Raw genomic sequence first — 14,837 nt, 5'->3', positions numbered from 1 at the left:
GTAATAGCTCTTTTAAAGAAATCTCATCTGAAGAGACATTTGATTGATTATTTATATTTCCTAGACTCATATCGATCAGACAATCAATTACCTTAACAAACTAACTACTATTGCTGCTAATGATGCAAAAGCTGTACTAATTCCTATCCAAGCCTGAACGTTCATTTTTTCTCTCTCAGCACGTTTTGGCACAAAAATCTCTGCACCTGGCTTAACCTGAGGGTAATTATTAAAGAACAAGAATTTCTTCGCTGCTGCCACTGATCCATTAGAATATACAATATAAGCACCCTTTTTATAGGCGTTATAACTAAAACCTCCAGCACCATCAACGTATCCTTTAAAGCTTCTGCCTTTAATATAAACTATACTGTTTGGTTTTAAAACCTCTCCAGTTACTCTTACTGTTTGCAGTTCCTTAGGAACACGTATTACATCTCCATCCTCTACAATCAAATCATTTCTAGATAGTGGTTTTTTTAGGATTCTCACTAAATCAATACCTACCAGATCACTACGCAGAACCTGTATATCTTTTTCAAATGTGGTTGTGTCCTTAGCCCCAGACTGCTTCAAGCGTTGCAAGTTCATCAGCTTTTCCTTCTCTTCTTTTCTTCTCTCCAGACTATCTATGGCTCTTGCTTCTGCACCACCTGTACGTTTTAAAGAAGCTCCCTCTACATAAGCCAAAGGACTTAGGCCGCCCGCTCTTTTCATGATATCTGAAATGCGCTCATCCTTTTTTGTAATGGTATAAGTTCCGGGATATAGCACTTCTCCTTCAACTTTTACTTGTCTCTGTACCTGATAGCTCTCAGAGGTACGAATGGAAACTATATCAAACGGCTTTAAAGTAAAGTCTTTCTCCTGAATTTTTAGATTCTGGTCTACATTAACGGTAAATACCTCTGCAGTTTGTGCAGATGCCGAAGTTGCATCACTATTTTTAATCCTTCTTGATATCTCAATACGATTTGGCGTAGCACCTTCTTTAAAACCACCTGCCATTTGGATCAAGGATTCCAGATTCATATTATCTCCATATTCGAAAGTACCCGGCTCTCTAACCTCTCCCTGGATGGTTACTTTATATTCTTCTCTTAAATCGAATATTGAAGAAATAGTCACCTTATCTTCTCTCTGCAGCTTAATATCTGCTTCAGTTCCGGCCAATACTTTGGCCACATCGAATGATAAAAGTGATAAGCTGTTGTCTGCATTTAACCTTGAGATATAGCCTCTGTTTAAAAATGCATCTTCCTTTAAGCCATCAGCCTTGCCGATCAATTGTTTTAAGGTTAAGTTCTCGTCAAGCTCAAACTGACCCGGACGGAAAACGGCCCCTGAAATCTCTACCCTGTTTTCGAAACGATCCAGAATACCCTCGACCACATATTTGTCGCCATTTAATGGATTGTATTTATTGTAATCGTCAGCCGGAACATCGGTGATTTTACGTTCCTTATTTGTTTTTTGAAGTACCTTGATCTGCGCCGTATAAGCATCGTTAGAGAATCCACCGGCAAACCTAACCATGTCTTCTAAAGTCTCCGTATTTAAGGCCTCGTACAATGCCGGGCGTTTAACCTCTCCGGCCATTTCAACCCGTGTTTGATACACAGGTACATTTATCACATCCTGATCCTGCAAGCGGATATTGTTTAGCTGGATTCCGTTTAACAGAAAATCATAAACATCTATAGTAGATACAACTTTGTTGTTCCTAACCACCTGTATTTTACGGAAAGACCCGTTCCTGTTCGGTCCTCCTGATTCATATAAGGCATTAAATACCGTAAACAGCGAAGGAACGGTGTATGATCCTGGTTTAACGACCTCTCCTATTACGGTAACCTTAATACTTCTGATATTACCCAAAGTTATGGCAACACTCGTTCTGCCTGATCTTAAACTTGGGTAGGTACTTGCCATGCTTGACCGGATCTTTGAAGTGGCCTGTTCAATGGTTAATCCACCTACTGATATCAATCCTACGTATTGTAAACGAATGGTGCCATCAGGACTTACCTTAAGTTTATAGTTGACTTCATTGTCGCCACTTAAATCGATCAGCAATTCATCATCAGGACCAACTACATAGCTTTTCGGCGTAGCCATACGAAGGTTTGGCTCAAAAGTAAGGTTCTCATTTTTAAACAAATCTTCACCAAATATTTTAGGTTTAAGGCCTTCGAAAAGCTTTTTCATTTCTTCAAGCTTTTCCTCTTCCAAAGCCTTCTTAGTTTTCAGATTACCGCTGGAATCGGTTTTATTATTATTCTTAGTGGTATCGCGTACATTTTGCTTATCAAACCCTCTGGTTCTGTCCAGCTCATTTCCATTTTGCTGATTTTTGTTAGAACCATTGGTATCTGATTTATCATTACTTTGGCCACCTTCCTGTTTTCTGATCTTCTCAACCCTTAAACGGAGTTTCTGAATTTCAGTGGCATTCATGCCCTGAGCTGCAGCCATTTGCTCCAGCTGAGCATCATTATATCCTACCGATTCCGCTCTCTGCATCAGTTGTCGGATTTGTGTATCAGTTAAGTCATCAACTTTTACATCCGCATAATTGGTTTGCGAAAATGCCGATTGAGAAAGAATAATGGCAAAGAAGAAAAATAATGCGGTAAGTATATTTTTAAACTTCATAGGTAATTGATAGTGTATGAAATAGCTTATTCGAAATAATTTAATGTTTTAAAGCCGCCTTGCTTTAAGTACTCATCCTTTTTCATCAAATGCAGATCGGAATGAACCATGTCTTTTACTAATAGCGGAAGATCATATTTAGGTTTCCAACCCAGTTTGGTATTGGCTTTTGTTGGATCGCCCAATAGCAGATCAACCTCTGTTGGCCTGAAGTACTTTTCATCAACCTGTACCACAATAGTACCTGGTTTTAAATACTCGTCATTTAACCCAAGTTGAACAACCAGGTCCTGATCAACATCAATAATTACACCTCGCTCGTATTGGTCTTTTCCACTGAACTCAATTTCAATTCCCAATTCGGCAAAACTCATTTTAACAAAATCTCTAACCGTTGTCGTAACGCCTGTAGCGATTACGTAATCCTCTGGCTTTTCCTGTTGCAGGATTAACCACATGGCTTCGATGTAATCCTTTGCGTGACCCCAATCGCGTTGTGCCGAGAGATTGCCAAGGTATAGACAGCTCTGCAGGCCCAGCGCTATTTTACATGCCGCACGAGTGATTTTACGGGTAACAAAGGTTTCGCCCCTAACTGGACTTTCGTGATTAAACAAAATGCCGTTGCAGGCAAACATATCATAAGCCTCTCTGTAGTTAACCGTAATCCAGTAAGCATACATTTTTGCTGCCGCATAGGGTGACCGTGGATAGAAAGGGGTTGTTTCGCTTTGAGGGACAGCCTGAACCAATCCATATAACTCGGAAGTAGAAGCCTGATAAACTTTAGTTTTTTTGGTAAGACCCAATATCCGAACAGCTTCTAATAATCTAAGTGTTCCAATTCCATCTGCATTTGCAGTATATTCAGGTGTTTCAAAACTCACCTTAACATGACTCATTGCAGCTAGGTTATAAATCTCATCGGGTTGGGTTTCCTGGACGATACGAATTAAATTGGTTGAATCGGTTAAATCGCCATAGTGCAATTTGAAATTTACATTATTTTCGTGTTGATCCTGATAAAGGTGATCTATACGCTCTGTATTAAACGATGAAGATCTTCTTTTCAATCCATGTACAAAGTATCCCTTTTTTAACAAAAATTCAGCTAAATAGGCTCCATCCTGTCCCGTTACTCCCGTAATTAAGGCAATTTTCATCTGTGTGTTTACGCTTTAGGTGTTATGAAGTTTGCATGAGACTTGTTTAAGTTAGATTTGAGCGGTAAGCTCATGCAGTTTCATTGATAAGTGTGTTCAATTTATTCACGCAAACATACGGAATTATTTACTTTGAAAGCAAAAGATAAACCTCGAATAAAGGCACATATGAAGTAGAAAGCTATTTATTGCTTCCTAAATGGATTTGAATCCCTACTGAAAAAGGATTCAAAAGAAATTCGGTTGTCCGGTCGTTATTGACTGTTCGGGTATTATTAATATCCTGCAAAATCGTTTTCTGCTTCTCGAAAGAGTACAAAAGATCCAGAGTGCCTTCGGCGAAAATAGAAATCTGAGGTATTGGATTGATTTTAAACCCTATAACCGGGGATACCATAATTCCATGCTTAGTAGATTCAATCTCCTGGCCTACGGCATCTGCACTCACGTCTCTCAATTGGTTTCTATTCTGCAGGCTACCTTTAAACCTGTTGTAACGATAGCCCAAATCAAGTCCGACATAGGGTTGAATCCGTGAATAATTAAAGTTCTTTTCAAATCCTAATTTAAAGGAGTAGTCTAGAAGCTTACCATCAGCTTCCTGGCATGTTTCACACTCATTGAAAAACTTTTTGGATTTATTATAATAGGTCCCGTTTAAACGATAGCTAAACTGGTTGTCGTTAAATTTAACCATCACTCCGTTAAAATAAGCGTCTGTAAACTTATCAGAGCTGGTTTCATTAAATACTTTAGGCATCTCAACCATACTATATCCTCTGATGGCAATACTATAATTATAGTCGCCATTCATTTGTGAAAATGCAGTAACATTAGTTAGCAAGAATAGAGCTAGTAGTAAAGGTTTTTTCATATATACTTAATTTGATCGAATGACTTTCTTAGCCAGCCTGATTAATATTGGTGGTGTTAAATCATATAATACGCTGCGCAAGGTGATAGGTTCTTTGGTAACATCATTTTTCGTTCCTGATCGGTTTACAAATAGCGTTCCATGCGGTTTGTGATTTACCTCGCTTTTTGGTCGGCCATTACTATAATAATATAATGCCAGAGATTTCCGACTCCTGTCTGGCGGGCAGGCTAGCGCATTAGGGTGACCATGGTATGAAAAATCGGTGGTTGAAAATATAGCTATCCGATTAAAAATCGGCAATACCTTTGTGCGCGCCTCCTTCATGTCACGATCCCACAGTTCAAAATGTCCGCCGTAGCTTTCATCCCAGTCCTTATTAAGATAAACTAGCAAGTTAATGCGACGATCCACCAATGCTAATTCATGCTTATTGAAATCAGCATGCACTTTTAACAAACCACCTGATTTTATTTCATGATAGCCGCCGCCCAAAAAATAAGGATCCGGTAGTAAAGTTTCCTTAATCCCCGTAAGCTCCTGCAAAAATTCCAATATTGGCTGTGAATTTAAAAAATGAGCCAGCAAACGTGCTGATTCACTGAAGTGTTTCTCGCCCAAAGCTTCCAGCTTCTTTTCATTATGGTTATCATATTTCTTTACATCCTTTTGTTTAGACAAGTCAGGAAATTCATCGGCCACTTTGCTTAAAAACTCCTCGTTAAAAAAATTATCTAATACAATACTGGGGAAAGGATCAGCGCTTATGTATTTCTGATGCATATCTTTCCCTAGTTGTTTTATATCTGTTATAGATGGATGTAAAATATTCATGTATGTAAATTTATAGAATAATAACCTAGCAAGAATAGAACTAGTAGTAAAAGTTTTTTCATATATACAGTTAATAACAAGGTTATCCCTTATCAAATGTAAAACAATAATATCATTTAGATTAAAATAAAATTATATGACATAAATCACCTGATTGTCTTCTTTTAAGTCACAAATCGTCAATTCATCATACTCAATACGCCCCTTATTTTGAGTAACAAAGTTTGTCCTATTCAAGTTATTGATTTGAACACATAAAACCTGCTATTAACAAATTTATGTGCCAATATTTTTTAACTATTCAAAATATCTAATCAATATAAATAACCACAAGATAAAAAAGCCATAAAAATGAACGTCAAAGACATACAACCACAATATTAAGAGTCTTTGTTCACCATGATAGTATCTGACACTTAACAAAGGAACCCCAATAATAGTTGCAAACTTTAAAAATTTATCACTGGCAACTCTTCAAGAGTTGTGTCGGGCAGACGAATTTGAATACCTTCTCTACCACCATTTGTGTCAAATAATTTTCCTGAAAGCGTGGCTTTTTTATCTAAACCAATCATCACAAACCGAATTTTGTCAGATGCAATGACCTGTTCAGTGGAATCATAAGCAAAAATATCTACGGTGACATTAGAACCCTCTTGAGGATGCGAATCGTTAATTCTGTATGGAAGAAAAATATCCAAAGATATAGGTTTCCCGTAATTTGACTCCACCATTGTTTGGGTGAAAAAAAAAGTATCGAAGGTATCTAATTCTCCACTCGATATTCTCATTTCCGTAGATATATTTTCTCCCGACAGTTCATACTTTACTACATAATGAATTTTTTTCACGCTTATAGGTACATTATCTTCGATATTTATGCGCAGCAACGCTGTAATTCTTCGAAGTTCGACATTTTTCCTCACGTCTCCTTCAAGGTCTAGTAAAAACCTTTCATAGTAGACTACGGTTCCCGGCTTTCCAAAATTCAATTTGTTTTCGCGAGCAGTGATGTTTAATGGTTCTCCTGAGGCAAAAAAAGCAACATTATAACGCCCTTTCGCAAGCTCATCTTTTATTTTCCCGAATTTCGGATCAGTCCTAACCTGATGAATCATCTTAACGTAGATATCCCCTTTGTAAACTAGATAATAAATGTGGTTAACCCCTGAGTTCGAATCCGAGGGCTCCACTGAAGATACTTTCTTATTTGATGATATTGCCGTTTTAACTGGGCTATAATCAACATTGAATGAACTTGTCGAAAATTCAACAGAGTACAATTTCCCTTCAGGAGATTCTTTCCCTGCATCCTTTTTACGGCAGGATATAAAAAATAACACTAATACTGGAATTAATAAGAGCTTTTTCATTGGAAGTCATTTGACTTACAAATATAATATTAAGTACCTGACAAACAACACCTTTATTAACGACCCCCTAGCAATTAAAGATCGTGCACAATATAATTTATAACTATACCAACTGAAGACATAAAATCAATTCCAACAATATTTTTGGCGGTATAAACCTAAATCCATTATCTGCTATAAATTATTCACATAAATGAAAGAGGATTATCGATAAATCATTTAGTTGAATAAGACTCTATTGGGTTGTTGGGTGGGGGGGGGGAGGTTCAGGCAAGAGATCTCTCACTATGTTCAAGACGACGGGCAATGTTAGAGATGACGGTTGTTTCAATTTATTATTGACAAACGAAAACAGCCCCGGTATGCCAGGGCTGCTTTACGATTATTAACTATTAAATCTCAGAGCGCTATATTCGTTTTGTTTTAACTTTAAAATGGAAAGTCCCCGTTACCAACCTCTTGTTACTTTCGTTAAGGACTTCCCCCATACTCATGCTGTAACGGCATTTTATCTGAAATTGAGCATAATTCCCTTTAACACCTATATACTTGATCTCTAAAACTTCGTTATAAGAATCGGAGCTGGAACCGGACAGACTTACTAATTTTGTGGTTGAATTTGCAATTATTGGAAGTGTTTGTGAAAACTCAAAGGGCTTTTTATTGGCCCCAACTCTTGTGATCCCATACTTTTTAATATTGGAAGACCTTACCATAACCGAGCTATCACGGGGAAATGAAAAGTAAAATGTTTCATTTGTAGAGGCCGATGTTGCCGATACATATGATGTGGAATCGTTTAAGCCGATAGGATCCAGATCAAGATGGGTACAGTCGATCTTTCGTTCCCAATCAGGTGTTTTGAAGGCCATATACAGTGTATTATCCACTACCTCTCCATTACCGATTACAGGACCCTTAACGGGACCCGGGTTCTCATTTGAGGGACCATCGCTGCTTTTTTCACAAGCCATAAAACTTGCTGATAATAAAATAAGTAGTATTAATTTGCTGAGTGTTTTCATGAGCGTTAATTTTAGGAAAACTATTTCATTAGGTTAATTTCGACGACTTCTTTATGTACGATCCCTTTCTGGGTTTCAATATGCTCTTCATATACGGAAAGCGTGGAACCGGTTAATTCCTTTATATGATAAACAGTGACATCATCGCCCTCGATATAATTTAAGACCAGATTTTCTTTTGTGGCGGTATAAGTAAAAGCATCAACATCGCCCTCGCCATCATATATGCTTCCTTTTTCTCCTTCTTTAAATTCAAGATAAGCACCAGACAACGCAAACATATCTGCTCTGAATACTTCTGCCCCATCAACATAGTCTATTTCGACCGCATTTGCGACAACCCATTTGCCTACAACTTGACTTCTCATAATAATCTAATTAAATCCAGGTATCTTAACTGAATCGAAAATTCAGAAGATTTACTCAAAGGAAAAGGAAAACGCTTAAGCAAGCAATACCCATAAATAGGTATTTTTAAGTGGCTGCTATTTAGCCTCAACTTTATCGCCTACCCACACATATCGGTTTGTAGTACATTTTGGGCACCAGTAAATTCGTATAGGAAGAAATCCCAGCAAATGTTTTAACACAAATCCGCGTGGAACCTGATAATGAAAATCTGTATTGCACTTCCTGCACTTATAATCCTGATAGCTCATGTATTAGAGAAATTAATTTAGCTTTTTAATAAAATCCCGCAAAGGTATGTAAAATCGATTATTAAAAATTACTTCACAAACTTATTACAAATAAAAAGGCAAAAAATCGGCCATTGTTAAATATGACCTCATTTCTGATCATTTAACGAAAAACAAGGTTAATACTGAGGCAACTTTTTCTCCTTTATTCCCCGTTTTAGGACAATAGGCATGGGGTTCACAGGACACTGGGTTAATAATCTTTCTTGGGAACTTAGAATGGAGAGAGGATAATCACGGGATTTCTCCTATCGTCGGAGATGATGGCATCTGCTTTAGCAGGAGACTGCGGCAAAGAGCGACCGCCTTATGGCGGCCGCTTTAAGAAGAACGAATGTTACTTTTTAAACCATTGCTTTATTTTCTTAGAATTTCTATCGGCGACCAAGTACATACATGGAACCAATACCAGGGTTAAGAAAGTGGCAAAACTCAAACCGAAGATAATGGTCCATGATAGTGGGCCCCAGAACGCTACGTTATCACCTCCAAAATAAAGGTGTGGGTTAAACTCAGTAAATAAAGTCACGAAGTCAAGGTTCAAACCTACTGCCAGCGGAATGAGGCCAAGCATAGTTGCGGTAGCGGTAAGTAATACCGGGGTCATCCGGGTACGGCCTGCTTCGATAACGGCCTCTCTTACTTCCATGCCCTGACTAACCATCAGGTCGGCAAATTCGACCAGCAGGATCCCATTCCGGACTACAATTCCCGCCAGGGCGACAATTCCCAGTCCCGTCATTACAATAGACAACTCCATTCCGAAGATGGTAACGCCCAGTAATACCCCAATAATGCTAAACAGGATCTCACTTAAAATAACAACCGGCTTACTAATGGAATTAAACTGCAGTACCAGGATAATGAGGATAATAAACAAAGCGCTGACTAAGGCTGTGCCTAAAAACGCAGCTGTTTCCATTTGCTCTTCCTGCTCACCGGCCATTTTTATTTCAATTCCGGCAGGTGCTTTAAATTCATTTATCTCCCGCTGAATATTTGCCACAACCTCGTTCGCATTGTATTCTGAAAGCACATTTGAGGAAAGAATTATGATTCTTTTTTGCTGCTTGCGTTTGATACCACCATAAGTATTGATATAATCTATATTTGCGAAAGATGATATAGGCACTTGCCTAATAACACCGTTCATTGCCATATCACGGTAGGTCACTTTCATGTTTCGTAAGGCTTCCAGGTTGTTCCTTTGATCTTCTCTTGCCCGAACATTGATCTCATAGTCTTCATTAATGTCCCTGTATTTAGAAACTTCCTTACCATAAAGTGCCGTACGCAATGCCATGCCAACCTGACCGGTTGAGATCCCTTCGCGATTGGCCCGTTCCCGATCGATATCAAAAATAATTTCGGGCTTGTTATTTTGAAAATCAGATTTAAGCTCTTCTACCCCGGCAATTTGCCTGCTATCCAGGTATTTTTTTAAGCGATCGGAAGTCACCGCAATGGAATCCAGGTTATCGCCCGTAATTTCTATACTGATTGGTTTGGCCGTTGGTGGCCCCCCTTGTTCCTGGGCTACCGAAATTTGTGCTCCAGGAATCCCTTTTACCGCTTCACGGATCTTGCCGAGGTAATTTACGGTGCGCTCTCCTGTTCTTTTGCCATAGGCCACAAAGGCTACTGTAACCTTCCCCTTGTTGGTATACTCGCCCTGGTCTTCGCCTTGCGGGTCGGTTACCCCTACAGTGACATTGGAGATTATTGAAGATACATCGGGATTCTTTTGGCCAACTACCTTTTCTACCCGCTGCTCAACCTTTTCGACTATTTTGTTGGTATAGGCCTGATCTGTACCCACCGGCAATTCAATATAGACATACACAAAGTTCGGGTCGGCAGTAGGGAAAAACACTACCCTTGGCGGCACAATGTTTACCAGAATCATGGTAAAGAAAAACAAGCCCACTGTACTCCAGATCATGGTACGCGGACGTTTAAGTGCCCAGGTAAGTAAACTATGATATTTATTTATTGCTTTTGGCCACACTACCGTCTGGAATTTCTTGATCACCCCTGTTAAGAAGAAGTGGTTTAGCAGGTATAACAAGGCAAGCAATATGATAAAGTTACCGAATCCGATATTGATGAGGTAGCCCAATAAGGCCATGCCTGCAAATACAAGCAGTGTCCGTTTTACTTTTCTGTCAAACCTTGGTTTCTGATCTTTATGATCATCATGCGGTTTCATAAAGTCGACTGCAAAAACCGGGTTAATAATGTATGCCACCACCAATGAGGCAGAAAGCGTTACAATAAGCGTAACCGGGAGGAAATACATGAACTCACCAATGATTCCGGGCCAGAATAGCAACGGGAAGAACGGTGCAAGGGTAGTTAAAGTTCCGGATAACACGGGCATAAAAACCTCGCCAGTGGCCGTTTTAGCAGCCTGCACAATAGGAACCCTTCCGTTATCAAAAATCCGGTGTGTATTCTCTACCACCACAATGGCATCATCCACCACAATACCCAGTCCGAGCAGGAAGGAGAACAGCACCATCATGTTCATGGTGAAATTAAAATCGAACACCCCCCCGAGAACGGGCATGGAGAGAAAGGCAATGAACATGGACAACGGGACGGACAGGGCAACAAACAGCGCATTTGTGACGCCCATAAAGAACATCAGGATCAGGGTAACTAAGATAAAACCGATGATGATGGTATTGATCAGGTCATGCAGGGTAATCCTGGTCTGATCAGATTGATCACCGGTAATGGTAATATCCAGTTTAGAAGGCAGTAAAGTGCCCTTCATTTCCTTTAGCATGGCATTGATCTTGTCAGACGCCTCAATCAGGTTTTCGCCACTGCGCTTGCGTACATTTAGCGTAATTACATTTTTTCCGTATAAGCGTGCATAGCTGTTTTGCTCTTTAAATGAATCTTTTACTTCGGCAATATCCTTTAAGTAAACCGAGCCTCCTGCCTGTGACTTGACAATCATATTGCCTAATTCCTCGGCATTTACGAACTCCTTTTTCACATTTAAGGTACGCTGCATGCCATCCATTTTCACTGAACCTCCTGATATGGTCAGGTTTTCGGCCTTTACTGAATTTCCGATATCGTCAAATGAGATTTGCGCCGACTCCATTTTACGGAGATCTACATTGATCTGGATCTCTGGCTCAAGGGCACCCACAATATCTACCCCGGCGATTTCTTTCAGTCCCTCTACCCTATCTTCAATATCATCGGCATACTCTTTTAGTTTTTTCAGGTCATAATCTCCGGAAATGTTGATGTACATAATGGGGAGGTCTGAGAGGTTGATATCCATAATTACCGGATCATCGGGTAAATCTGAAGGCAGGTCAGTTTTTGCTTTATCAACGGCATCCTTAACCCGCTGTTTTGCATCTTTGATATCGACCCCGGTATTAAATTCTGCGGTAATAAATGAGAAATCCTGAAAGGAGTTGGAGGTGATCTTTTTTAACCCAAGCGTACCCCTTATTTCCTTTTCGAGCTGCTTTGTAATCAGGTTCTCCATATTTGCAGGTGAAGTTCCCGGATATATGGTTTGCACGAATATTTTAGGAATTACAACTTCCGGAAAATTCTCTTTTGGCAAACTGTTGTAGGAAAAATACCCCGCCAGAATCAGGATACATGTAAACACATATATCGCTGTGCGGTTATCTATAGCCCAACTGGATGGACCGAATTCTTTATTGACGTCTTTCATATGATCGTAAGATTATCATGAATCTTTATTTATAGTTTTACGGAATCGCCATCGTTCAGATCCTGGAATCCTGTGGTAATCACTTTATCGCCGGATTTTAATCCGGTTAAGACCTCTGCCTGGCTATTGGATATTTTTCCTGTTTTGATATCTGTTTTTTTGGCTTTGCCGTTTATAGCTACAAAAACATATTCACCAGCTTCGGACTTTTGGATGGCATTGACCGGTACCGTTAGTGCCCTATCATTTTTATAATCTATAATTTTAAGAATGGCCAGCATATTTGGACGGTACTTTTTACTGGAAGGCAGCTTAACCTCTACATTAAAGCCTCTTGATATCGGATCAATAACTTTGGCGGCAAATGAGATTTTAGTATGCAGGTTCTCTGGCACATCGGGCAAAGATACCTCAACCTCATCTCCCTGGTTTACCCTGGCGGCATAGTTTTCTGAAACAAGGGCTTTCACTTTTAGTCGGCTTGCATTAACCACCCGAATGCCTGTAGGTGTTCCCGGCGCGACGGATTGCCCTAACTTAAGCTCCATGGCATCAACAGTACCCGAAACAGGACTTTTGATCTTATTCATTGCGGCCTGAGATTGCAAGCCCGACAATTGTTTTTGGAGGCCCTCTTTCTTGCTTTTTTCGGTAAGGTATTGAACCTCGGTACCAATTTTTTGATCCCAAAGGTTTTTCTGACGGTTGAAAACGGTAGTGGCCAGATCCAGCTGTGTTTGTAATTGTGCGATATTTTGGCGTAGCACTTTATCATCAATCTGTGCGAGTACCTGACCGCGGCTCACGCTTTGTCCGACTTTAACATAAATTGCAGTTACTGAACCAGGGGATTCGGGAGTGACCTCCACATTGTCTTCCGCATCCACCTTGCCCTGAACCTCAACGAAGTTCCTGAATTCGGTTTCCTTAAGTTCAGTAGCAGTTACATCTTTAGTATCTGCCTGACTTTTATTCTGACCAAGTTCTTTCTCGATCTGTTCAATTTTTCCGTTAAGAGAGGTACGGTCTTTTTTGAGTTGTTCAAGCTCTGCTTTTTTGTCCTTAGGTTTTTCTGATGATCCGCAGGAAGCCAGAAAGAGAACTAATGCGATGCTATATATTGTTTTCATGAGTTTATGTTGCTTGTTTAATAGTTAATTTTTCCTGTGGCTTTATCCAGATCCACTTTATTGATGAGCAGGTTATATAAAGCAGTGATGTAGTTGTTTTGCGCTTCCTTTTGAGAGGTCTCGGCAGTGGTAACTTCCAGGCTGGAACCTATTCCCTGTTCATATTTGATTCGGGTAACCCTGAGGATCTCTTCGGCAAGCTTTAAATTCCTTTCCTGATTTTCCAATGAGCGCTGGCTATTGGCGTACAGCTTTTGAGTGGTGGAGATTTCATTCACGATTCCATTTTTGAGGTCCTGCATCTGATTTTCGGTTTGCTTTACCACAAGCTTGGCGTTACGCAACTGATAAATCCGCTGACCTCCGTTGATCAGGTTCCATGAAAGGGTAAGACCAATTACCGATGTAGGGTAGTTCTGGTCGTACAGATTTGAGAAGTTATCGGACTGAAAACTTTTGGTAGCACTTGCAAAACCTTTTAGCGTAGGCAGGAAAGTACTTTTGTACCTTTTCACATCAAGCAGGTTTAACTTTTTCTGCGTTTCTAAAAGGGAATACTCAATTCTTGCCTTGTAGGCAGAGGTATCGGCCACTGCAGTCGAAACGGGTTGCGCGCGCACGTCACTGATCTTGTCGACAGGCTCAAGTGCAGCCGTTACCGGCATTCCCATCTGAAACTTAAGCAGATCGATATTGATAGATAGTGAGCGGGTAGCATTTTCGCGTTCCGTTTCGAGGTTATTCTTTAACACCAACAGCCGGTCGGCATCAATTTTTTCTGCAAAACCGTTTTTAAACATCGCCTCGGTATCGTTAAAGGATTTGGTGAGCTGTACCAAATTGGCATCGATAAGGGTTAACTGTTCCTTATTGACCAATACCGAATAGTAGGCTTTTGTAACGGCAACTACCGTTTCAATTTTAGTTCTTGTGCTGGTTCTGACAGACAGCTCCTTATAGGTTTTTGAAGCCTGCAGGCCTACAATATAAGTTCCATCGAAAAGGAGCTGATTCAGCTCTATTCCTGCCGAAGAATTATACTTTACACCGAACTTAACCGGAATTTGTGTGCCGGGCTGACCAAAGAACTCGCCCGGAAGCAAGCTTGTTGGCACTTTAAGGTAATCCTGAAAGTTAAAAGTAGTGGAGACCTGCGGCAAGCCGGTACCCACCGTTTTTTTAACATCATTTTTAGCTATTTCTTCATCAATCTGTGCGTTTAGCACGGCCGATTGGTGGTTTAGCGCATAATCTATGGCCTCTTTTAGGCTGAACTTATAATTCAGGGAATCAGTTACCTGAGCCTGAACCATTCCGCCGGCAAAAAAGAGGAGTAGTATTATGAGATAGATTTTGGTTTTCATAGGTATTTA

Annotated in this window: 10 protein-coding genes; all 10 read right to left on the bottom strand. The window is 40.0% G+C overall.

From position 1 onward, the window contains the following. Positions 1 to 87: 87 nt before the first annotated feature. Positions 88 to 2,655 carry an SLBB domain-containing protein gene (locus AC1DDX_RS03260; RefSeq protein WP_337718009.1) on the bottom strand — a complete coding sequence of 856 codons (2,568 nt, stop codon included), beginning with the start codon at positions 2,653 to 2,655 and terminating at the stop codon, positions 88 to 90. A 26-nt stretch (positions 2,656 to 2,681) separates the two neighbouring features. Beyond that, the gene (gene gmd, locus AC1DDX_RS03255) at positions 2,682 to 3,818 is read right to left on the bottom strand and encodes a GDP-mannose 4,6-dehydratase (RefSeq protein WP_337718007.1); all 1,137 of its coding nucleotides are present in this window, start codon (positions 3,816 to 3,818) and stop codon (positions 2,682 to 2,684) included. 181 nt (positions 3,819 to 3,999) lie between these two features. Then, positions 4,000 to 4,692, bottom strand: a complete 693-nt coding sequence (locus AC1DDX_RS03250) for a hypothetical protein (protein WP_337718006.1) — start codon at positions 4,690 to 4,692, stop codon at positions 4,000 to 4,002. A 6-nt stretch (positions 4,693 to 4,698) separates the two neighbouring features. Beyond that, a complete protein-coding gene (locus AC1DDX_RS03245; protein WP_337718004.1) occupies positions 4,699 to 5,526 on the bottom strand; it encodes a 2OG-Fe(II) oxygenase in 828 nt (275 codons plus the stop codon). 449 nt (positions 5,527 to 5,975) lie between these two features. Next, on the bottom strand, positions 5,976 to 6,899 hold the full coding sequence (locus tag AC1DDX_RS03240) for a hypothetical protein (RefSeq protein ID WP_337718002.1): 924 nt from the start codon (positions 6,897 to 6,899) through the stop codon (positions 5,976 to 5,978). Positions 6,900 to 7,306: 407 nt separating this feature from the next. Beyond that, positions 7,307 to 7,924: a hypothetical protein gene (locus AC1DDX_RS03235; protein WP_337718000.1), complete on the bottom strand. Its 618-nt coding sequence runs from the start codon at positions 7,922 to 7,924 to the stop codon at positions 7,307 to 7,309. Between the two features lie 20 nt (positions 7,925 to 7,944). Further along, positions 7,945 to 8,292: a lipocalin family protein gene (locus AC1DDX_RS03230; protein ID WP_337717998.1), complete on the bottom strand. Its 348-nt coding sequence runs from the start codon at positions 8,290 to 8,292 to the stop codon at positions 7,945 to 7,947. 667 nt (positions 8,293 to 8,959) lie between these two features. Then, positions 8,960 to 12,334 (bottom strand): efflux RND transporter permease subunit, encoded by a 3,375-nt coding sequence (locus AC1DDX_RS03225; protein WP_337717996.1) that lies wholly within the window; start codon positions 12,332 to 12,334, stop codon positions 8,960 to 8,962. A gap of 29 nt (positions 12,335 to 12,363) precedes the next feature. Continuing rightward, positions 12,364 to 13,464, bottom strand: coding sequence for an efflux RND transporter periplasmic adaptor subunit (locus AC1DDX_RS03220; protein ID WP_337717995.1), 1,101 nt, complete (start codon positions 13,462 to 13,464; stop codon positions 12,364 to 12,366). Between the two features lie 17 nt (positions 13,465 to 13,481). Next, entirely contained in the window at positions 13,482 to 14,828 is a 1,347-nt protein-coding gene (locus AC1DDX_RS03215) for a TolC family protein (protein WP_172662076.1), read from the bottom strand. Between the last annotated feature and the right edge of the window lie 9 nt (positions 14,829 to 14,837).

The organism is Pedobacter sp. 10L46_2, assembly GCF_056395165.1.
This window is presented reverse-complemented; position numbering and strand designations above follow the sequence as displayed.